This window comes from Pseudomonas poae, from assembly GCA_028869255.1.
Taxonomy (GTDB): domain Bacteria; phylum Pseudomonadota; class Gammaproteobacteria; order Pseudomonadales; family Pseudomonadaceae; genus Aquipseudomonas; species Aquipseudomonas poae_C.
This window is the reverse complement of the sequence record CP110972.1, coordinates 3181154-3201611: the sequence shown is the minus strand read 5'-3', so window position 1 is coordinate 3201611 and position 20458 is coordinate 3181154. Positions and strand designations below refer to the sequence as shown.

General features: G+C 63.0%; 19 protein-coding genes and 1 pseudogene. 13 read left to right on the top strand and 7 right to left on the bottom strand.

The annotated features are described in order from the left end of the window. Positions 1-83: 83 nt before the first annotated feature. Together LRS56_14320 and LRS56_14315 are read right to left on the bottom strand one after the other, a co-directional pair. Positions 84-1475, bottom strand: coding sequence for an alginate export family protein (locus LRS56_14320; GenBank protein WDU65508.1), 1392 nt, complete (start codon positions 1473-1475; stop codon positions 84-86). Next, positions 1472-2368 (bottom strand): glyoxalase, encoded by an 897-nt coding sequence (locus LRS56_14315; protein ID WDU65507.1) that lies wholly within the window; start codon positions 2366-2368, stop codon positions 1472-1474. Before LRS56_14315 ends, LRS56_14320 begins: the two co-directional genes overlap by 4 nt. A 140-nt stretch (positions 2369-2508) precedes the next feature. Between LRS56_14315 and LRS56_14310 the strand changes: the two genes are divergently transcribed. After that, positions 2509-3576 carry an NAD(P)-dependent alcohol dehydrogenase gene (locus LRS56_14310; GenBank protein WDU65506.1) on the top strand — a complete coding sequence of 356 codons (1068 nt, stop codon included), beginning with the start codon at positions 2509-2511 and terminating at the stop codon, positions 3574-3576. A gap of 141 nt (positions 3577-3717) precedes the next feature. Here LRS56_14310 and mntP read toward each other — a convergent pair whose 3' ends face one another. Both mntP and LRS56_14300 read right to left on the bottom strand, forming a co-directional pair. Then, on the bottom strand, positions 3718-4281 hold the full coding sequence (mntP, locus tag LRS56_14305) for a manganese efflux pump MntP (protein WDU65505.1): 564 nt from the start codon (positions 4279-4281) through the stop codon (positions 3718-3720). Positions 4282-4504: 223 nt separating this feature from the next. Continuing rightward, complete coding sequence (locus LRS56_14300; GenBank protein ID WDU65504.1) at positions 4505-4804, bottom strand: hypothetical protein; 300 nt, start codon at positions 4802-4804, stop codon at positions 4505-4507. Between the two features lie 215 nt (positions 4805-5019). On the opposite strand from LRS56_14300, the gene LRS56_14295 reads away from it, so the two are divergent. From LRS56_14295 to LRS56_14285, 3 genes are read left to right on the top strand one after another with little or no spacing between them, the layout of a single operon-like run. Further along, the gene (locus LRS56_14295; protein WDU65503.1) at positions 5020-5664 is read left to right on the top strand and encodes a TonB-dependent outer membrane receptor; all 645 of its coding nucleotides are present in this window, start codon (positions 5020-5022) and stop codon (positions 5662-5664) included. Then, the gene (locus tag LRS56_14290; protein ID WDU65502.1) at positions 5661-6206 is read left to right on the top strand and encodes an RNA polymerase sigma factor; all 546 of its coding nucleotides are present in this window, start codon (positions 5661-5663) and stop codon (positions 6204-6206) included. Before LRS56_14295 ends, LRS56_14290 begins: the two co-directional genes overlap by 4 nt. 37 nt (positions 6207-6243) lie before the next feature. Then, a complete protein-coding gene (locus LRS56_14285; protein WDU65501.1) occupies positions 6244-7164 on the top strand; it encodes a DUF4880 domain-containing protein in 921 nt (306 codons plus the stop codon). Between the two features lie 891 nt (positions 7165-8055). Here LRS56_14285 and LRS56_14280 read toward each other — a convergent pair. Together LRS56_14280 and gspH are read right to left on the bottom strand one after the other, a co-directional pair. After that, complete coding sequence (locus LRS56_14280) at positions 8056-8658, bottom strand: prepilin-type N-terminal cleavage/methylation domain-containing protein (GenBank protein ID WDU65500.1); 603 nt, start codon at positions 8656-8658, stop codon at positions 8056-8058. Continuing rightward, entirely contained in the window at positions 8655-9107 is a 453-nt protein-coding gene (gene gspH / locus LRS56_14275) for a type II secretion system minor pseudopilin GspH (GenBank protein ID WDU65499.1), read from the bottom strand. The genes LRS56_14280 and gspH overlap by 4 nt, the downstream gene beginning before the upstream one ends. Positions 9108-9200: 93 nt before the next feature. Here gspH and LRS56_14270 point away from each other — a divergent pair, with 93 nt between their 5' ends. After that, entirely contained in the window at positions 9201-9695 is a 495-nt protein-coding gene (locus LRS56_14270; GenBank protein ID WDU65498.1) for a general secretion pathway protein GspC, read from the top strand. Here LRS56_14270 and gspI read toward each other — a convergent pair. Next, positions 9619-9984, bottom strand: coding sequence for a type II secretion system minor pseudopilin GspI (gspI, locus tag LRS56_14265; GenBank protein ID WDU65497.1), 366 nt, complete (start codon positions 9982-9984; stop codon positions 9619-9621). The genes LRS56_14270 and gspI overlap by 77 nt on opposite strands. 149 nt (positions 9985-10133) lie before the next feature. On the opposite strand from gspI, the gene gspG reads away from it, so the two are divergent. The 8 genes and pseudogenes from gspG (at position 10134) to LRS56_14225 (ending at position 20449) form a co-directional block, all read left to right on the top strand. Continuing rightward, a complete protein-coding gene (gspG, locus tag LRS56_14260) occupies positions 10134-10583 on the top strand; it encodes a type II secretion system major pseudopilin GspG (protein ID WDU65496.1) in 450 nt (149 codons plus the stop codon). Between the two features lie 8 nt (positions 10584-10591). Next, positions 10592-11470, top strand: coding sequence for a type II secretion system minor pseudopilin GspK (gene gspK / locus LRS56_14255; protein ID WDU65495.1), 879 nt, complete (start codon positions 10592-10594; stop codon positions 11468-11470). After that, positions 11467-12537, top strand: a complete 1071-nt coding sequence (gspL, locus tag LRS56_14250) for a type II secretion system protein GspL (GenBank protein WDU65494.1) — start codon at positions 11467-11469, stop codon at positions 12535-12537. Before gspK ends, gspL begins: the two co-directional genes overlap by 4 nt. Further along, positions 12530-13042, top strand: a complete 513-nt coding sequence (gene gspM, locus LRS56_14245) for a type II secretion system protein GspM (protein WDU65493.1) — start codon at positions 12530-12532, stop codon at positions 13040-13042. Before gspL ends, gspM begins: the two co-directional genes overlap by 8 nt. Next, positions 13039-15415 (top strand): annotated as a pseudogene (gspD, locus tag LRS56_14240) (type II secretion system secretin GspD). Before gspM ends, gspD begins: the two are co-directional and overlap by 4 nt. A gap of 716 nt (positions 15416-16131) precedes the next feature. Then, positions 16132-17550: a type II secretion system ATPase GspE gene (gspE, locus tag LRS56_14235; protein WDU65492.1), complete on the top strand. Its 1419-nt coding sequence runs from the start codon at positions 16132-16134 to the stop codon at positions 17548-17550. Then, positions 17550-18761, top strand: coding sequence for a type II secretion system inner membrane protein GspF (gene gspF / locus LRS56_14230; GenBank protein ID WDU65491.1), 1212 nt, complete (start codon positions 17550-17552; stop codon positions 18759-18761). The genes gspE and gspF overlap by 1 nt, the downstream gene beginning before the upstream one ends. 464 nt (positions 18762-19225) lie before the next feature. Continuing rightward, the gene (locus LRS56_14225; protein WDU65490.1) at positions 19226-20449 is read left to right on the top strand and encodes a substrate-binding domain-containing protein; all 1224 of its coding nucleotides are present in this window, start codon (positions 19226-19228) and stop codon (positions 20447-20449) included. The last annotated feature ends 9 nt before the right edge of the window (positions 20450-20458 follow it).

The window sequence follows — 20458 nt, the reverse complement described above, 5'->3', positions numbered from 1 at the left end:
TTCCTTGATGAGTGGTGTGAAAATTGAGGGTCACTATTGCCCTTAAAAGTTCAAAGGGCTTGTACGGGTGTGCTTGCTTGGGGTTACCAACTGAACTTGAGTTCGACCCCCAGGTAATTGCTGTTATCCCCTCCGGCATCACGCAGCGTCTGGCCGACAGCGTAATGCACGGCTTCGACGGCGCCCGTCAGGTTGGGCGTGAACCCATAGTCGGTGCGCAGTTGCGCGTAGGCCCCGGTCCAGCGGTCGCCCTGGCCGGCGGTTCCGGCGACCGGCAGGTTGGGCTGGGTGTAGACCGCATCGCTGGTGGTTTGCCGCCACAGCAGGCCAACAGCGGTTTGCACGCTGAGCTTGGCGATCGGCTTGACCGTAATCGACGGCTTAACGTGGATCAGGTTGCTGTAGCCCGTGTAGCCCGCCAGGGAAAAGTAGTAGCCGTTGGGGAACAGCGGGTTGAACGTGCCGACGCTGCCGTCGCCGGCCTTGCGGTCGCCCGAGGCGATGTCCAGTTGCAGGCCGATGCGCGGTTTCCAGGCCAGGCTGTCGAAGGTGTAGCCGGTGCGGCTGCCACCGGCCCAGGCACGGATATCCTTGCTGCCCACCGAGCCGCTTTGCAGCATGGCTTCAATGTCCCAGTCAAAACCCTGCGCCGCGCCGCCCAGGCGGGCGTCGAAGAAGTGCCGGGTTTCGTCGCCGTCCGCGTCCAGGTAGTGCGCCGCGCTGCGCTCATACACGCCGTAGTAGGCTGACAGCTCGTTGCTGCCGCCCACCAGCCGCTCAACCCGCAGCAGGTGGAAGCGCGCATCGCTGTTGGATTTGTCGTCGAAATGCCGACCGTCCTGATATTGCACCGGCTGGCTGGCAATCCCGATAAAACGCCAGTTGGATGTCTCCCAGTCGGCCCACAGCGCATCGAAGGACTGCCGCACATTCGGGCCGTCCCGCGAGGAGATGAAACGCTGCAGGTCGAAGGCAAAATCCTGGCGCCCGACACGCGCCTTCAAGGTGCCGCTGCTGAAGGTATTCACATACTCGGCAAACGCCAGGCGCAGGTCGACGCGGTTCTGGTCGGCACCGCCGATCGTGGTCTTGTCGTACGCCCGCACATCTTCCAGTTGGGTGAACACCCGCCAGTGTTCATTCAGGTGCAGGTCGGCGTGCACCTGGAATCGCTGGATCAGGTAGCGATCGCGGTCCACGTTCTTCACACCAAAACCACTCGCGTCGTTCATCTCGAAGCGCTCACGCAAGGTCGCGCCCAGCGACAGATAGGTGAACGGGTTGGCGCTCGACAGCGGGAGGTACTTCAGGTTGTCCAGCGGTTGCGTACGCAGCGCCGGGTTCTGGAGCACGGACCAGTCCTCCTGCCAGCGATTGGCCTTGATGGCCGGGCGGGTCGGTTGCTCGTCGGCGTGGACGCCAGCGACCAGCAGCGGCCACAGCACGGCCAGGCTCCAGCCTGTGCGGCAACTCATTTTTTGGCGCTGAGCTGGTGAATTTCCGCGACGTAACCGCCAGGGAATTCAACCACCGCGCTACGACGGCCTTTGCTGTCGAAAGCCGGCACTACGACTTTGGCACCGGACCCGGTGGCCTTGCCCAGGGTGGCCGTCAGGTCAGTCACCTGGTAGCCGGTGGTGTCATGGCCGAAGGGGTAGGGCAGTTGGCCGTTGGTGACCAGCACTGCCATGCGCCCGAACGGTGATTGGATATCGACGCGACGATAGGTACTGCCGGCCTGGCCCACATCGACGCCAAGGGCGTGCTTGTCATCGGCCAGGACTTTGCCGTGGGAGAAGCCCAGGAATGACTTGATGAAGGCGTCCGCCCGGTCTGCGCTGAGGTAGACACGGTTTTCCGGCACACTCTCGAAGGCAGCGTAGTCCGGGGTTTTGGTGTGCCAGTAGAGCTGCATGTTCACGCCGCCCGGCCACTGCACCACCGCGTCACGCCCGATAGGGTCGGGAAAATCGCTGACGATCACGGCCGCGCCGTTTTCGCGGGCAGCCTTGAGGGCGACGTCCATGTCCTGGACCAGGTAGCCGTTGCGTTCCTGGCCAAAGGGATGGGGGATGGGGGTGGTGAAGCCGAACAGCGAGACGGTGCCGACCGGCGTCTGCAGCAATTGCGAGGTGGTGCTGCTGGGCACCGGCAGCACATTGACCACCACTTGGGCTGTGCTCTTGCCGCCGAAAGTCGCCAGGAAGCTCTGGGCAAACCGGTCCACGTCGGCCGGCGCAACATAGACGTGGCTGGTGTCGTATTGCGGTGCCACGGCTACCGCCGGTGTTGCCGCAAAGGCGCTGTCCATCATGGCTGCGGCCAACAGCGTGAATGCCAGGGATACCGTCCTCACTTGTCCAAACATGCCCACTCTCCAGTGCTTTTAGAAAGCCGGTAGCTTAGGGTGGGTGTCGTGCAGCGGATTGTATGGACGTGCTCGGTTGAACGGTTCAGCGTCTATGCTGGTCCACTGACCTCTACCGTCAGATCACACAGGTGAACGAAATGGCCAAGACTTACAGCTACGCCGCCCAGAACGCCAAGGATGCCCTCAAGCCCTTTACCTTCGAGCGCCGTGCGCCGGGGGCTGACGATGTACAGATTGATATCCTCTATTGCGGGGTCTGCCACTCCGACCTGCACACCGCACGCAATGAGTGGCACAACACCCTTTACCCCTCGGTGCCCGGGCATGAAATCGTCGGCCGCGTGACGGCGGTGGGCGGCAACGTCAAGAAATTCAAGGTCGGTGACCTGGCCGGCGTCGGCTGCATGGTCGACAGCTGCCAGCACTGCGCCTCCTGCGCCGAGGGCGAGGAGCAATACTGCGAGAACGGTTTTACCGGCACCTACAACGGCCCGGTATTCGGCGGTGAAAACACCTTCGGCGGCTATTCGGACAGCATCGTGGTCAAGGAAAAGTTCGTGCTGCGCATCTCCCACGACGACACCAACCTGGCCGCCGTGGCGCCGTTGCTCTGCGCGGGCATCACCACTTATTCGCCGCTGCACCACTGGAAGGTTGGCCCCGGCAAGAAAGTCGGCGTGGTCGGCCTGGGCGGCCTCGGGCATATGGCGGTGAAGATCGCGCATGCCATGGGCGCGCACGTCACGCTGTTCACCACCTCACCGAACAAGCGCGAAGACGGCCTGCGCCTGGGCGCCGATCAAGTGGTGGTGTCAAAGAACCCGGATGAAATGGCCAAGGTCGCCAACAGTCTCGATTTCATCCTCAACACCGTTGCCGCGCCGCATAACCTGGATGTGTTCCTTAACCTGCTCAAGCGCGACGGCACCATGACCCTGGTCGGCGCGCCCGACAGCCCGCACCCATCGCCTGCGGTATTCGGCCTGATCTTCAAACGCCGCAGCCTGGCCGGTTCGCTGATCGGTGGTATCCAGGAGACCCAGGACATGCTGGATTTCTGCGCCAAGCACGGGATCGTCTCGGACGTGGAAATGATTGATATCCAGGGCATCAACGAGGCGTATGAGCGGATGCTCAAGGGCGATGTGAAGTATCGGTTTGTGATCGATATGGACAGTCTGAAAAAGGAACGCAGCGCCGCCTGATTCCACCCCCGGTTTAACGGCGGGCCCTGCTTTGTGCGGGAGCCGGGCTTGCCCGCGATGGAATCACCTCGGTGTACCTGAAACACCGAGGTGCCGGTATCGCAGGCAAGCCAGCTCCCACATGAAGCCGTTCGGCGTGCTTCAGGCCGAGAGATGCTCGTAAAGAATCGTCGCCCCCACCAGCATCAACACCACACCACCGACCATTTCGGCGCGCTTGCCTACCACTGTGCCCAGCACCCGGCCGAGCATCATGCCGAGGGTTACCATGGTCATGGTCGCCAGGCCAATGGCAGCGGAGGCCACCAGGATATTCACGTTGACAAATGCCAGGCCCACGCCGACTGCCAACGCATCAATACTGGTGGCGAAGGCGGTTACGGCCAGGATCATGAACGAATGCTGGGTCGGTTTTTCGACCTCTTCATCGTCGGCTTTGAGCCCGTTGTAGATCATATGCAAGCCCAGCGCGAGCAACAGGGTAAAGGCGATCCAGTGGTCCCAGTTTTCCACCCAACGTGTGGCCGCATGGCCGATCGCCCAGCCAATCATCGGGGTGATGGCTTCGATCACGCCAAAGATCAGGCCGGCGCGCAGGGCTTCAGTCAAACGCGGTTTGTGTAGGCTGGAGCCTTTGCCGATGGCCGCCGCAAAGGCGTCCGTGGACATGGCCAAGGCGAGGAGGATCAGGGAAATGGGGTTCACGGTCAGGCTTCCAGTCGGGCTATATGAGACAACGACACAACCACACGCCCGACTTCAGGCATGGATGTGTCGCTGGTCTCACCAACCGAAACGACGGTGTTCGCACCACGGCAGGCTGCCGAATATGTTGATACGAACGCTTCCAACAGGGTCAGAAGCCGGTTACTCCCCAACGAGAGTGACGATCATAGGTGGGCGGATATGAAAATTCCGTCAAAAAGGCTCACGGCCGCTGTGGCTTCACCGAGGTGCCGAAGGTGTTGCCCATGCGCACGCTGGTCGCCGCCGGGGTGGCTAATCCCACCTTGTTCGGCAGGCGCTTGTCGACGGCAATGTTCTGCGCTTCGCGGTTTTTTTGTGCGGCCTTGGTTGCATTCGTGTCAGCGCCCATCTGTTGGCTCAGGCAACCATAGTCGGGCGCCTTGTACCCATCCACCGCGACTTCCGTGCAACTGTCAGCCTGGGCGGCGAAGGGCAGGGCGGTGCACAGCAACAGGCTGGCGAGGGTCGGTAACAGCTTCATCGGGCCTCCTGGCGGGCCCGGGGAGTGGGCCGTCAATGATCGGGAGTGTAGTGCAGCGGGCCTCTGGTCACCGTGATGTTTTTTTTGCTATCACCGTAACATCAGGTTCATAAACTGGCCTCAGGATGACGGTTTTCTAGGGCGCGTCGGCCGTGCAGCGATGCAGAGCAGGGGGTGAACAGGGGGCCTGGAGGCGCGCCGTATGCGCCCTGGTCTTGCTGTTGCTGCTGGCCGGTGGCGCAACGGCGCGGGCAGAGTCACCGCTGCTGGTGTTGAACCTGCCGGCGCAAGACCTTGAACACGCGCTGCAAGCCTACAGCCGCGCCACCGGTATGGCGGTGTTGGTCGACCGCGAGTTGACCCGGGGCCGGCGCTCCATCGGCGTGCGTGGGCGCTTCACGGCGCAAGAGGCTCTGGCGATGTTGCTGACAGGGAGTGGCCTGATGGCACGTTATGCACGCAGCGATGCGTTTACCTTGCAGATGCCCGAGGTCAGCCAGCCGCCCGTTACCCGGGGCGCGGCGACGCGTCACGCCGCACGTATCAACAACAGTTACGCCACGGCGTTGCAGCAGGCCATCGAGGTCAGCCTGTGCCGGTCGCCACTGACCCGCCCCGGTAGTTTTCGGGCGCTGGTGCAGGTCTGGGTCAACCCTGAAGGGCTGATCGAACACAGCCGGTTGGTCAGCTCCACCGGCGACGAACAACGCGATGAAGCACTGGTGCGCGGTTTGGGCACGACGCGGGTGGAACGCCCCGCACCGAGTTCGCTGCGCCAGCCGGTGACTTTACTTTTGATGCCCGACACAACAGGAACGCGCATGGAATGCACAGCAGCAAAAGGAGCCTCGGGCGGATGAAAAATACCGGGCACAGTACGATGGTCAGCTTGTTCCTGGCGTCTTACGAAGACTTCAAGGTGCGCTTGCGCAAACGTCTGGGGTCGGAGGACCTGGCCAACGACGTGCTGCACGAAACCTACCTGCGGGTCGACCGCATGGAAGTGCCGCCCAACCTGGCGCAACCCAACGCCTACCTGTATCGCATGGCCTTGAACATCGCCGCCGACCGCCGTCAGGCCGATGCGCGCCTGCTCACCGGCAGCGAGGTGGAAGAGCTGCTGCAAAGCGCCGACGAAGCCCAGGACCCCTCGCGGGTGGTGGGTGGCCAGAAAGAAATCCAATCCCTGGTCAAGGCCCTGTACGAGTTACCGGCGCGCCGCCGCAAGATCCTGATTGCCGCCCGCCTGGAAGAGGCACCGCACCTGGAAATCTCCCGGCGTTTCGGGATTTCCACGCGCATGGTCGAGAAGGAAATCAAGGCCGCCCTGGGCCACTGTGCCAAGCGCCTGGAAAGAAAAGCGATCCAGCGGTTCGGTCCCGGGGCCGGAAAACCGTCTTAGTGTCGAGTCCCTGATAAATCCGTGAGTATGTGCGCGCTTGAATATTTTTAGCCTCTCCGCCGCCCGGGAAACCGCCGCCAGCCCTCTGCACGATGAAGCCCGCGATTGGCTGGTCCTGCTGACCTCGGGCCGCGCCACCGTGGCCGACGCCAAGGCCCTCAAGGCCTGGTGCGCCCAGAGCCCCGAGCATGCCCAGGCGTTTGAACAGGCCAGGGCGTTGTGGCAGCAACTGGTCCCGGCCGCCGTAAGCGTTTCGCAACCGCGCCACTTTGGTCGTCGTGCATTCCTGGGCGGTGCGATTGCCGCATCGGCAGCGCTGGTGATGGTGCGCGTTGGCGTACCGGGCGGTTTTTCCGGCCTTACGGCGGACTATCGCACGGCGGTGGGTGAGCAGCGGCAGGTGCTGTTGAGCGAAGGTATAAGCCTGGAACTCAATACCCAGACCCGCGTTAGCCGCGTGGGGCAGGGCATCGAATTGCTGGAGGGTGAGGTTGAGGTGCTCGCCCATGTGGCGCAGCCGCTCAGGGTATTGGCCGGCGAAGGGTTGGTGAGTGCGGCGCAGGCTCGCTTTAATCTGCGTAATACTGACCAGACGGTGTGTGTAACGTGTATCGAGGGTTGGCTGTCGGTGGAGGTTGCTGGGCGTAGCGTGCGCCTGGAGGGCGGGCGTCAACTGACTTACGGCGCTGCTGGTGTAGGCGAGCCGGTGGTGGTGGATACTCAGGCGGTTGTGGCTTGGCGTGAGCAGGTACTGGTGTTCAACAACGCTACGCTGGCGACGGTGGTGGATGAGATTAATCGCTATCGGCCGGGGATGCTGGTGTTGCTGAACAGGCAGCTGGGGCAGCGCCGGGTGCAGGCGCGGTTTAGTTTGCAGCAGTTGGCTGGGGTGGCGTTGTTGATTCGCGATGCGTATGGGGCTAGGTGTACGGAGTTGCCGGGGGGGTGGTGTTGTTGAGTTAGGGGTGGGTACATATCCGTTTCTTTGGTAACGGCTGCTTATGGTTCCGCTCTTACAGCGGGTCACTTTTGGAAGAGCGCCAAAAGTAACCAAAAACGCTTCGCCCCATCACTCGGCACCTCGCCTAGGCTCGGTGTGCCCGAACGCAGGCTTGAATCCGTGGGCCGCCGCGATGGGCCATCCATGGCCCAGCGCGGCTAACCCGGCGTCCTGCCGGGTTGCCCACGGATTCAAGCCTGCGTTCGGCCAGCGTGATTGACGGGGCGTCTCAGATCAAAGTCAAAAGCAGAGCACGGCGGCCTGGTAGCCGACCTGAGTGGTGTAGATCAAAAGCGGGTCCGCAGTAGATCTGCTTTTCTGTGGGAGCTGGCTTGTCGGGTCGCCGCATCGCTGCGATGCAGACAACTCGGTACATCAGGCAAACCCAGTTGATGCTTTCGCAGCGGTGCGGCGATCCGACAAGCCAGCTCCCACATTTGACCGAGTATGGCTTCAGGTCGGCTGTCAGGCCGCCGTGCTTTGCTTTGCTTTTGATCTGGCCCTTACATCCTTTGCGCTGACGAAGTCAGCGATCTTTTGCGCTTTTGATCTTGATCTTGATCCTTGGCGCCCCGTAAAACACGCTGGCCGCACGCAGGCTTGAATCCGTGGGTAACCCGGCAGGACGCCGGGTTAGCCGCGCTGGGCCAAGGATGGCCCATCGCGGCGGCCCACGGATTCAAGTCTGCGTGCGGGCACACCGAGCCGGAGGCGAGGTGCCGAGTGGTGGGGCAAGAGCCCTTTTGGTTACTTTTGGGGCTCTTTTCCAAAAGTGACCCGCCGTAAGGGCGGAACCAATTCCAGCCATCACCCAAACAACGGATATGTACTCAATCAACCCCAACCCCCCTAACGCAAGGGCCCCACCACCTGCCGATACCGCTCCACCCCCTGCGACGTCTCTCGCACCAGGCTGATCTCAATCCCCAGCGGATCTTCACGCCGGTTGCCACTCAACTGCCGCCAGCCCTTATCCACCTCCCACACCCGCACCTGCAAATCACTGACCCCCGCCAACACCACCACCCCATCCTTCGCAGCCGGCAACGGAAACCGGTCCCGTGCAGGCGCTGCAGCGCGGTACAGGTTGTCCCCCTTGAGCCACCAGCGCACCCGCTGCAAGCCATCCCCCGCGACGGGCGCGCTACGAATCACCTCCAGCCGAAACCCTTGGCTGTCGGAGCTGCGCACGGTCACCGCCGCGAGCCCTTTGGTCTGCTCGGTGTTGTCCTTCGGCGCGTTCAGTTCGACGCTGGCCCGCAGGCTGATATCGCGCTGCATCTGGTTCAGGGCACGCAGCAGGGCTTCGGTTTGTTCGCTGCTCGCCTGCAAGTGCTGATCGGCACGCGTGACGCTGTCCAGGCCGCGCCAGGCGATCACGCTGACCACCGCCATCAGCATGATTGCGACCATCACTTCGATCAGGGTAAAGCCTTGCTGGGATTTGCTCATGGCTGGCTCACCACCCGCATCAGGCCTGCCGCATCGCGTTGCAGGCTGAGGCTGTGCTGCCCGTCGGAGAGCACCACGCGCAACGGCGGGCTGATCCATTCGGCGTCGAGTACCAGGGTTTGTCGAGGTTCTATGTTGATCTGCATCGGCGTGCTTTCCCAGAGGCGCGGGCGCAGTTGAGTGTCGGCCTGGAACGCTTCGACGCCGCTGCCATCGTCACTGCGGCGGTTAAAGCGAAAGCCCTTGGCATCGGCACGCCAGGTGATGGGGCGGCCATCGGCGCGGGCTTCAGCCTGGGCCACTTGCAGCAACTGGCTCAAGCGCTCGGCGTCCTTGCGCAGCAGGTGCAGCGGATCGGGCTTGATGGTCAGGCTGATGGCAGCGCTGGCGATGCCGATAATCACCAGCACCACCATCAACTCGATCAGGGTGAAGCCTTGTTGTTTCATCGCAGGGCACCTGCAGAACTGGAGAGGAGTTGAAATAAAAACGTGCGAATTGGTCTGTAGGCTGTGGCGATGGACAAACAGGAGGTCCTCCCCATGGCATTTCCCCTTGGTTTTTCACCTGCCCATGGCGTGCAGGCGTTGGCATTGCTGGTGGCGTTGGCGGGTGTGGCGGTATGGACGCCGCTGCTGCTCACCTCCGCCGAATCCCACACCCCCCAAGCGGCGCCGCAGGCATTGGCCGCGCGCAGCGATAACCCGGCGCTGCAGTGGTTCTCCAATGCGCCGACGGCGTTGCAGGTCAAAGTCTCGGGCGTACTGGCCGGTGCCCGCGGCGCGGTGGCGATTCTCAGCCTCAACGATGGCCCGCCGCGCAGTTTTCTGGTGGGTGAACGCCTTAGCCCCGGCGTGCGTTTGACCGCCATCGAGGGCGACGCCGTGGAGATCGAGCGCGGTGGCGAGAAGCTGCGCGTCAACCTCGACAAGTTGCCCGAGGGGCCTGCCTTGCCGCTGCTCACTCGGCCATCACCTCAGTCGCCAGGCGCGCCAGAGGCGGCGCGTCGCGGCTGGCATCCAGCACCTGCACATTGACTTGAAACAGGCGGCCATCGGCATTGATGGTTTGTTCGCAGCGCAGTTTCAGGCGGCCCTGGTCACACTCGAACGTCTTCTTGCCGCTGCGTAAGTGACCTTCCAGGCGCAGTTCCGCCAGGCGGCTTTGCCCCGCCAGCAAGGCCATGGATTTATCGCGCAACAGCCCGTTGCTCTGGGTCATCAACCCGGCCACACGCACGGCGGCAGCCATGGCCACGGCGATGATCGCCAGGGCCACCAACACCTCGATCAGGGTAAAGCCTTGCTCCTTGCGACGGCTGTACATGGCACTCTCGAAAGCCTCGAAACAGGCCCGCAGACTAGCGCCGGGAGTTGACCGATTGGCGACCGAAACTCCCGAGGATTTTCAATACGACTGACATATGTTCTTGCAACACTGCGCCACGAATTGCACTCAAGCCAAGGAATGTCGAGATGGATATCGCGCGCCTAACATCCCCATTGCCAGGCCCTCGCGGGCAACGTGGCTTCACCTTGATCGAGATCATGGTGGTGGTGGTCATCCTCGGGATTCTGGCCGCGATGGTGGTGCCCAAGGTCCTTGATCGGCCGGACCAGGCGCGGGCCACAGCGGCCAAGCAGGACATCGGTGGGTTGATGCAGGCACTGAAACTCTATCGCCTGGACCATGGCACGTACCCGAGCATGAACCAGGGTCTCAAAGTGCTGGTGGAGCGCCCGGCCGATGCGAAGAACAGCAACTGGCGTGCCTACCTCGACCGCCTGCCCAACGACCCGTGGGGCAACCCGTATCACTACCTCAACCCGGGCGCCAACGGTGAGGTCGATGTGTTCTCCCTCGGCGCCGACGGCAAACCGGATGGCGATGGCGTCAACGCCGATATCGGCTCCTGGCAGTTGTAAGGCGCGCCATGAAACGGCATTCGCCCGCAGCGGCGAAGCAACGCGGCATGGCGATTATCAGCGCCTTGTTGATCGCGGCGGTGGTGGCGGTGCTGGCCGGCGCCATGCTCACGCGCCAGACCGTGTTTACCCGCAGCCTGGAAGCCGAGCAATTGCGCATCCAGGGCCAATGGCTGTTGCAGGGCGGCATTGAACGCAGTCGGCAGATGCTCTGGGAGGCCCGCCAGAAGGACGTGCTGACGCGCCTCGACCAACCCTGGGCCCGCGCCCAGGCCGGTGCCTTCGAGGGTCGCATTGACGATGAGCAAGGCAAGTTCAACCTGCGCAACCTGGTCAACCGCGAGCAACTGGATAGCGAGCAATTGCAGAGCTTTGAGCGCCTGTGCCGCTTGATCGGCGTCGCCCCGGCTGTCAGCCAGCGCATCAGCCAGCGAGTGATCGCCTCCTATGACCGCACCGATACACCTGCCAAATACCCGATGCTGCGCAGCCTCGACGACTTGAGTGGTATCGAGGGCCTCGACCCGGTGGTGCTGCGGCGCATGCAGACGTACATCAGCGTGCTGCCCGGCATTACCTGGGTCAACGGCAATACTGCCAGCGCCGAAGTGCTCAGCGCGGTGGTGCCGCAGCTCAGTCTGGACCAGGCCCATGGGTTGGTGGCCGAGCGCGACGCTGGGCACTGGTTTATCAACCGTGGGGATTTCGTCAACCGCCTGCATATGCCTCAGGTCAATGTGGACACCGTGCAAGTGGGCATCACCAGCGAGTGGTTTCGCCTGCAAGGCCAGGCGCGGCGCGAGCAACGTCGGGTGACGCTCGACGCACTGCTGCACCGTCCCGAAGACCGCCAGCCACGCGTGATCTGGTCGCGGGTGGGGGTATGAAACGCCTACGCATCGGCTTGCCGCCGCTCGATGAACTGACCATCGAAAGCCGCGTGACATTTGCCTGGCTGGCGCGTGGGGTGGTCACTGAAGAAGGTTATGCCAGCCTGGCGCAACTGGGCAAAAGCCGGCAGGCCGTGGATTGTTTTCTGCATCCCCGTGACAGCCTGCTCACCAGCCTGGAACTGCCGCTTTTGCCCGCCGCGAAAACCGCTGCCGCGGTGGCCTGTGCGGCGCAGGCGCTGATCCTTGGCCCGGTGGAACAGATGCAGGTGGCTCACGGCCCACGCGAAAGCGATGGGCGCGTGCAAGTGGGCTGGGTGCCCAAGGCCGGGGTGGAGCGTTTGGGCCAGGTATTGGCGCAGGTGCAGCTTAAACTGCATGGGCTGTACCCGGCGCCCTATGCCTTGCCGGTGGGCGCTGCGGCGTTGGACGACGGCTGTTTGTTGAGCCGCGATAGCCTGCAGCAAGGGGCTGCGCATCCGCTGGGGCTGCAAGCCCTCGATGTGCCCCTGGTCGACGCGGCGCAACGCTGGAGCGGGCCCGTGCCCGCCTGGGGCTTGCACGGCCGTCTCAACCAGACGTCCAGCGGCGGGTGGGGCCGGGCGTTGGCCTATGTCGCGCTGGCGACCGCCATCTGGACGGTCGGCCTCAACCTGTACGCGGCTCGCCAGGTGGACGAAGGTCAACGGCTCAAGACGTTGATGAGCCAGCAGGTACGCCAGGCGTTTCCTGAGTTGCCGGTGGTGCTCAACCCCTTGCAGCAGGCCCGTCAGCAATTGGCTGCACGCCAGACCGGCGCGGCCGCCGATCCAGGCCAACGCTTTGCCAGCCTGCTGCAACTGGCGGGCAGCAACCTGCCGTTTATGGTGGGCAGCGTCGAGCGCCTGACCTTCGAGCAGGGCCGTTTGCACCTGGCATTACTGGCCGACAGTCGCAACCCGGCAACCGAGGGCGACTGGCAGGCAGCGCTGGCCCAAGCGGGTTTTGCCGCCACACGTGATGAGCAGGGCTGGAGCATTGGCCCGGCGCAGATGGCGGAAAAACCGGAGGCCGGCGATGAATAAATTACGCCGTCTGCGCAGCCAATCCCAAGTGTTCTGGAATGGCCTGGCGCTGCGCGAAAAACGCCTGTTGGTCGGTGCCGGACTGGTGCTGGCGAGCCTGCTGACCTGGCTGGTGCTGGTGCAACCGGCGCTGAAAAAGATCGATTACTGGCAGGCTGAAACCCCCAAGCTGCGTTCCCAGGCCCAAGCCTTGCTAGTGCTGTTGCAGGGCGTTGGTGCCCCCCGCCATGCCGACGAGGCCGCGCTGCACCAGGCCCTGGACGGCGCCGGGCTGCAAGGGCATTACCAATTGCAGGCGCTGGAGCCGGGTGGTTGGCGCCTGACCTTTGATAACGCACCGGCAGACGCCGTGGTGGGCTGGCTGCTGGGCAATCCCCGTTCGTTTTCTCTGGAGGTGTCCGAAGCGCGTTTGCAACGTGCGGTGGACGCCGTCGACAGCTCGGCCGGCACTGTGTCCGGGACCGTTCGCATGGATCAGGCGCTTGGCGCTAAGGAAGCTTCATGAAGTGGTCAGTCCCCAACCCTGCGCCTTTTCGTAAGGTCGCGCCGCTGCTGCTATTGGCGTTGAGCGCGTGCAGCAGCTCGCAGTCCACCAAGCCGCTGCTGGTGGACAGTGAACTCGGCCAGCCGCTGGCAGAGACCCAGCGCAGCGGCGAGAGCGTACTCGAGCGCCAGCGCGAACTGCCGCCCAAACCGCGTGTACAACACCCGGTGACCAACAGCGCCCGTGGTCAAGCCCCCGCAGCCGTCAAAGCGCGCAACCCGCTGGGCGATCAGCCGGTGCAGCTGAATTTTGTCGACGCGGATATCCAGGCCGTGGTGCGGTCCCTGTCACGCGCCACCGGCCAGCAATTTCTGGTAGACCCACGGGTAAAAGGCAACCTGACCCTGGTCAGCGAAGGCCAGGTACCGGCGCACCAGGCCTACGACATGCTGCTGGCGGCGCTGCGCATGCAGGGCTTCAGCGTGGTGGATGTGGGCGGCGTGGCCCAGGTGGTGCCGGAGGCCGATGCCAAGTTGCTCGGCGGCCCGATCTACAGCGCCGGCAGCAGCGGCATGCAGACGCGCACCTTCCGCCTGCAGTATGAGAACGCCGTGAACCTGATCCCGGTGCTGCGCCCCATTGTGTCGCCCAACAACCCGATCAACGCCTACCCTGGCAACAACAGTATTGTCATCACCGACTATGCGGAAAACCTGGCGCGTGTGGCGCAGATCATCAATGGCATCGACACCCCCAGCGCCATCGACACTGACGTGGTGATGGTGCAGAACGGCATCGCGGTGGACATCGCCGCCATGGTCTCCGAGCTGCTGGAAACCCAGGGTGCCGACCAGACCCAGAAGATCAACGTGATCGGTGACCCGCGCTCCAACTCGATCATCATTCGTTCCGGCAGCCCCGAGCGTACGGAGCTGGCGCGCAACCTGATCTACAAGCTCGACAATGCCCAGAGCAACCCGAGCAATATGCACGTGGTGTACCTGCGCAATGCCCAGGCGGGCAAGTTGGCCCAGTCGCTGCGCGGGTTGCTCACCGGCGAGAGTGACTCCGGCGTCAGCGACGACGCCCGGGGCAAGCTCAGCGCCATGGGCGGCAATGGCAAGAACACCCAAGGCACCAGCACTGCGCAAAACAGCAGCGGCACACCCACCGGCAGCGGCGTGCAGCCGGTGTATGGGCAGACCACCGGCACCACCAGCAGCACCGGCAGTACCGCCAGCGACCAGGACAGCGCATTCAGCGCCGGCGGCGTCACTATCCAGGCGGACGCCACCACCAACACTTTGCTGATCTCCGCGCCGGACCCGTTGTACCGCAACCTGCGCGAAGTGATCGACATGCTCGACCAACGCCGCGCCCAGGTGGTGATCGAAAGCCTGATCGTGGAGGTGAGTGAAGACGATGCCACCGAGTTCGGCGTGCAATGGCAGGCCGGCAACCTCGGCGGCAAGGGCGGTTTCGGCGGGGTCAACCTGGGCGGCAGCGGCGTGAATGGCACGCCCGCCAGCCCCACCAGCATTGATGTGCTGCCCAAGGGCCTGAACGTGGGACTGGTGAACGGCACCGTGGATATCCCCGGGATCGGCAAGGTGCTCGACCTCAAGGTGCTGGCCCGCGCCTTGAAGAGCAAGGGCGGCACCAATGTGCTGTCCACGCCCAACCTGCTGACCCTGGACAACGAAGCGGCGAGCATTTTTGTGGGGCAGACCATTCCGTTTATCACCGGCAGTTATGTGACGGGCGGCGGGGGGCACCAGCAACAATCCGTTCCAGACGGTGCAGCGTGAAGAGGTGGGGCTCAAGCTGAATGTTCGCCCGCAAATTTCCGAGGGCGGTACGGTGAAGCTGGATATCTACCAAGAGGTCAGCACCGTGGATGCGCGGGCTTCGGTGGCGGCGGGGACGGTGACCAGCAAGCGTGCGATTGATACCAGCATTTTGTTGGATGACGGGCAGATCATGGTGCTTGGCGGGTTGCTGCAGGACGGCTATAGCCAGAGCAATGATGCGGTGCCTTGGTTGTCGGATATTCCCGGGTTGGGGGCGTTGTTTCGTAATGAAAAGCGCAGTGTGAGCAAGACTAACTTGATGGTGTTTTTGCGGCCCTACATTATTCGTGACAGTGGGGCGGGGCGCAGTATTACGCTCAATCGCTATGAGTTTATGCGTCGGGCGCAGGGTGGGTTGCAGCCGGAGCATAGTTGGGCGATGCCGGATGTGCAGGCGCCGCAGTTGCCTTCGGTGGATAAGGCGATTCCGGGGGCTGGGCAGCAGCAGGGGCCGCGGGCGGTGATTCGGGCGGTGCCGGTTTCTGGGGGGCGCGGCCTTGAGGTCTGCTGTGTACTGCTGTGGGAGCTGGCTTGCCTGCGATAGCGGTGTGTTGGTGGGCATATCCGTTGCTGCGGTAACGGCGGCTTATGGTTCCTCCCTTACGGCGGGTCACTTTTGGAAAGACCCAAAAGTAACCAAAGGTCTTCGCCCCACCACTCGGCACCTCGCCTAGGCTCGGTGTGCCCGCACGCAGGCTTTGGAGCGTGGGCCGCCGCGATGGGCCATCCATGGCCCAGCGCGGCTAACCCGGCGTCCTGCCGGGTTACCCACGCTCCAAAGCCTGCGTTCGGCCAGCGTGGTTTTACGGGGCGCCCAGGATCAAGATCAAAAAGATCAACAGCAGAGCACGGCGGCCTGAAAGCCGACCTGAGTGGTGTAAATCAAAAGCGCTTTGTTTTTGGCCCTTACATCCTTTGCGCTGACGAAGTCAGCGATCTTTTGATCCAGGCTTTTGACCGTGACCTTGATCTTAGGCGCCCCGTTAAACCACGCTGGCCGCACGCAGGCTTGAATCCGTGGGCAACCCGGCAGGACGCCGGGTTAGCCGCGCTGGGCCAAGGATGGCCCATCGCGGCGGCCCACGGATTCAAGTCTGCGTGCGGGCACACCGAGCCTAAGCGAGGTGCCGAGTGGTGGGGCAAGAGCCCTTTTGGTTACTTTTGGGGCTCTTTTCCAAAAGTGACCCGCCGTAAGGGCGGAACCATAGGAGGCCGTTACAAAAAAACGGATATGTACACAGTAAAAAAAGGCCCAACCCAATGAGCCTGCTCCCCTACGCCTGGGCCAAATCCCAACGCATCCTCCTGCGCCCCAGCGAAGAGGGCCTGCTACTCACCGTCTGCCCCTCAACCCCCGGCTGGTCCATCAGCGAAGTCCACCGCCAGTTCGGCCAAACCCACCTCGAACACGTGCGTGACGACGAACTCGACGGCCTGCTCACCAGCGCCTACGCCGACACCGGCAGCGCCGCCGCCGTAGTCGGCGCCGCCGAAAATGAGGTAGACCTCGACCGCCTGATGCAAGACATGCCCGAAATCACCGACCTGCTCGACACCCAGGACGGCGCCCCGGTGATTCGCATGATCAACGCCTTGCTCACCCAGGCCGCTCGCGACGAGGCCAGTGACATCCACATCGAGCCCTATGAAACCCATTCCGTGGTGCGCTACCGCGTCGACGGCACCCTGCGTGACGTGGTGTCGCCGCGCAAGGCGCTGCATGGCGCGCTGGTGTCGCGGATCAAGATCATGGCCCAGCTCGATATCGCCGAAAAACGCCTGCCCCAAGACGGCCGTATCGCCCTGCGTGTGGCCGGGCGGCCGATTGATATTCGGGTATCCACCGTGCCCACTGGGCATGGCGAGCGGGTGGTGATGCGTTTGCTCGACAAACAGGCCGGGCGTTTGCAACTGGAGACCCTCGGCATGGACGTGCAGGTGCTGGCCAAACTGGACAACCTGATCCGCCAGCCCCACGGCATCGTGCTGGTCACCGGCCCCACCGGCAGCGGCAAGACCACCAGCCTCTACGCCGCGCTCGCACGGCTGGACGCCAGCACCAGCAACATCCTGACCGTCGAAGACCCGGTGGAATACGACCTGCCGGGCATCAGCCAGATCCAGGTCAACGCCAAGATCGACATGACCTTCGGCCTGGCCTTGCGCGCGATCCTGCGCCAGGACCCGGACATCATCATGATCGGTGAAATCCGCGACCTGGAGACCGCACAAATCGCCGTGCAAGCCTCGCTCACCGGCCACTTGGTGCTCGCCACCCTGCACACCAATGACGCGGTGTCGGCGGTCAACCGCTTGATCGATATGGGTGTCGAACCCTTCCTGCTGGCATCTTCACTGCTGGGCGTATTGGCCCAGCGCCTGGTGCGGCGCTTGTGCCCGCACTGTAAACAGGAGGACCCGGCCGCGCCGGGCACCTGGCGCCCGGTGGGCTGCGCGCAGTGCAACCAGATCGGCTACAGCGGGCGTACCGGTATTCATGAACTGTTCTGCGTCGATGATGATGTGCGCAGCCTGATCCACCAGGGCGCCGGCGAGCAGGACTTACGCTTGGCTGCGCGCCGCGCCGGCATGTTCAGCATGCGTGAGGACGGCGAGCGCTGGGTGCGCAGCGGCACCACCGCGCCCGAAGAAATCCTGCGTGTGACACGGGACGCCTGATGAATCGCTATCGCTATGAAGCCGCCGATGCCAACGGCAAAGTCGAGGCCGGGCACCTGGAAGCCGACAGCCAGAGCGGGGCGTTTGCCGTGTTGCGCAGCCGTGGCCTGACCGCGTTGCTGGTGCAGGTCGAGGGCGGCCAGCAAAGCGCCGCCGGCAACAGTCTGTTCACCGCCAAGCTGTCGGACAACGACCTGGCCTGGGCCACGCGGCAACTGGCGAGCCTGCTCGGTGCCAGCCTGCCGTTGGAGGCTGCGTTGAGCGCCACGGTCGAACAGGCGGAAAAAAAGCATATCGCCCAGACCCTGGCGGCTGTGCGCGCCGATGTGCGCGGCGGCATGCGCCTGGCCGATGCGTTGGCCGCGCGGCCGCGGGACTTCCCGTCGATTTACCGCGCCTTGATTGCAGCGGGGGAGGAGTCCGGTGACCTAGCCCAGGTGATGGAACGCCTGGCCGACTACATCGAGGAGCGCAACAACCTGCGTGGCAAGATCCTCACCGCGTTTATCTACCCCGGCGTGGTCGGGCTGGTGTCGATCGGCATTGTGATTTTCCTGTTGAGCTATGTGGTGCCGCAGGTGGTCAGCGCGTTTTCCCAGGCGCGTCAGGACCTGCCGGGGCTGACCCTGGCGATGCTGAATGCCAGCGACTTCATTCGCGCCTGGGGCTGGTTGTGTTTTGCTGCAATCGTCGGCGGTTTCTGGAGCTGGCGCCTGTACCTGCGCAACCCGGTGGCACGCCTGAACTGGCACAGCCGCGTGCTGCGCCTGCCGCTGATCGGGCGCTTCGTGCTGGGCCTGAACACGGCACGGTTTGCCTCGACCCTGGCGATCCTCGGCGCTGCCGGCGTGCCGTTGTTGCGCGCCTTGGAGGCGGCGCGGCAAACCTTGTCCAACGAGCGTCTTAGCCAGTGCGTCAACGACGCCACGGCCAAGGTGCGCGAAGGTGTGAACCTGGCCCCGGCGCTGGCGGTGGAAAAGGTCTTCCCGCCGGTGCTGATCCACCTGATCGCCAGTGGCGAAAAAACCGGCTCGCTGCCGCCGATGCTGGAGCGTGCGGCGCAGACCTTGTCGCGGGATATCGAGCGCCGCGCCATGGGCATGACCGCGTTGCTGGAGCCGTTGATGATTGTGGTGATGGGCGCGGTGGTGCTGGTGATTGTGATGGCGGTGCTGTTGCCGATCATCGAGATCAACCAGTTGGTCACTTGAAGCCAATACACATCCAAAGGTGGGAGCGGGCTTGCTCGCGAAGACATTGGGCCAGTTGTAGCATTTTTGACTGACATACCGCATTCGCGAGCAAGCCCGCTCCCACAGGTTGATTGCATTTATTCAGCCGATTTTCTCGCGCTCCCGATGCGCCGACCCCAACCTCGGGTTCCTCATTCCGTCATATCTCGACACCCCACGCGGCTTCCAGCCGTTGGCGCTGAAACCTCGCTGTCACCTGCGCCGAAACCGCTCAAAACGATGACCAAAACACCCGAGAATCTTTTTGAAAATCAAGGTGTTCCTCCCGAGGTTTTTTCCTTTTGCTGTCATCGGAAACTGCGAAATTTCCTACCCATGGCCTCACCCCTCGCCACCCCCGAAACACGGCTTGGGACCGGAGCCATGGCGTCATGCAAGAGCCATCTACCCCAACGTACAAACACGACGAAAGGAGCTTCTTCATGTTTAAGCGCAACGTTCTCGCGGTATCCATGACCCTCGCTGCACTGTGCTCGGCCCAGGCTGCGATGGCTGACATCAACGGCGGTGGCGCAACTCTGCCAGAACCGCTGTACAAGACTGCAGGCGTTCTGACTGCCGGTTTTGCCGAATACATCGGCGTAGGCAGCGGTAACGGCAAGTCAGCCTTCCTGAACAACGACTACACCAAGTTCGTCGCCGGTGTCACCAACAAGAACGTGCATTGGGCCGGTAGCGATTCCAAGCTGAGCGCCGCCGAGTTGCTGGCTTATCAAAACACCAAGCAAGCAGGCTGGGGCAAGCTGATCCAGGTCCCTTCCGTGGCCACCTCGGTTGCCATTCCTTTCAACAAGACCGGTGCTGGCAACGTCAACCTGACCGTTGACCAACTGTGCGGCATCTATTCGGGTCGTCTGACTACCTGGAACCAGATCACCCCTGGCCTGAGCGGCACTATCCAAGTGGCTTACCGTAAAGGCGCCAGCGGCACGACCGAGCTGTTCACCCGTTTCCTCAACGCCAAGTGCAACTCGACATTGGAAAACGGTACCTTCGCAGTCACCCAGACCTTTGAGACCAGCTTCTCCCGTGGTCTGCCAGCGGGTGCAATCAACCCTCTGCAAGAAATCAACCCAGCCAGCACTACCACGCCTAAAGAAACCTTCAAGGACACCAGTGAAGGCGTGATGGGCTTGCTGAACAACGCTCAGGATCGCATCACCTACATGAGCCCGGATTGGGCCGCAACCAGCGTCGCCGGCCTGGGTGACGCAACCAAAGTCGCCACCATCGGTGGTGTTTCGCCTGCGCCTGCCAACGTTTCGGCTGCCATCAACGCGATCACACCGCCTGCAGTGGCCGGTCGCGGCGATCAGAACCTTTGGGTGCCTGTGTTCGCAGCGGCTACCAACCCTAACGACGCCAGCGTCGTGCAATACCCAGCCACCGGCTACCCGATCCTGGGCTTCACTAACCTGATCTTCAGCCAGTGCTATGCCGACGCTAACCAGACCTCCCAAGTGCGTGCTTTCTTCTCCAAGCACTACGGTGCTCTGGCTAACAACGACGCTGCTATCACCTCCAACCGTTTCGTACCGCTGCCAGCCGCTTGGAAAACCGCAGTACGCGACACCTTCGTTACCGCTTCCAATGGCTTGAGCATCGGCAACACTGCTGTCTGCAACCAAATCGGTCGTCCGCTGTAACCCACGCTT

Coding starts and splice junctions, on each gene's coding strand:
- gspF (WDU65491.1), top strand. CDS start 17,550: ATGAATCGCTATCGCTATGAAGCCGCCGATGCCAACGGCAAAGTCGAG.
- LRS56_14320 (WDU65508.1), bottom strand. CDS start 1,475: ATGAGTTGCCGCACAGGCTGGAGCCTGGCCGTGCTGTGGCCGCTGCTG.
- LRS56_14270 (WDU65498.1), top strand. CDS start 9,201: ATGGCATTTCCCCTTGGTTTTTCACCTGCCCATGGCGTGCAGGCGTTG.
- LRS56_14280 (WDU65500.1), bottom strand. CDS start 8,658: ATGAGCAAATCCCAGCAAGGCTTTACCCTGATCGAAGTGATGGTCGCA.
- LRS56_14300 (WDU65504.1), bottom strand. CDS start 4,804: ATGAAGCTGTTACCGACCCTCGCCAGCCTGTTGCTGTGCACCGCCCTG.
- gspL (WDU65494.1), top strand. CDS start 11,467: ATGAAACGCCTACGCATCGGCTTGCCGCCGCTCGATGAACTGACCATC.
- gspG (WDU65496.1), top strand. CDS start 10,134: ATGGATATCGCGCGCCTAACATCCCCATTGCCAGGCCCTCGCGGGCAA.
- gspI (WDU65497.1), bottom strand. CDS start 9,984: ATGTACAGCCGTCGCAAGGAGCAAGGCTTTACCCTGATCGAGGTGTTG.
- LRS56_14290 (WDU65502.1), top strand. CDS start 5,661: ATGAAAAATACCGGGCACAGTACGATGGTCAGCTTGTTCCTGGCGTCT.
- LRS56_14225 (WDU65490.1), top strand. CDS start 19,226: ATGTTTAAGCGCAACGTTCTCGCGGTATCCATGACCCTCGCTGCACTG.
- gspE (WDU65492.1), top strand. CDS start 16,132: ATGAGCCTGCTCCCCTACGCCTGGGCCAAATCCCAACGCATCCTCCTG.
- LRS56_14315 (WDU65507.1), bottom strand. CDS start 2,368: ATGTTTGGACAAGTGAGGACGGTATCCCTGGCATTCACGCTGTTGGCC.
- gspM (WDU65493.1), top strand. CDS start 12,530: ATGAATAAATTACGCCGTCTGCGCAGCCAATCCCAAGTGTTCTGGAAT.
- LRS56_14310 (WDU65506.1), top strand. CDS start 2,509: ATGGCCAAGACTTACAGCTACGCCGCCCAGAACGCCAAGGATGCCCTC.
- gspH (WDU65499.1), bottom strand. CDS start 9,107: ATGAAACAACAAGGCTTCACCCTGATCGAGTTGATGGTGGTGCTGGTG.
- gspK (WDU65495.1), top strand. CDS start 10,592: ATGAAACGGCATTCGCCCGCAGCGGCGAAGCAACGCGGCATGGCGATT.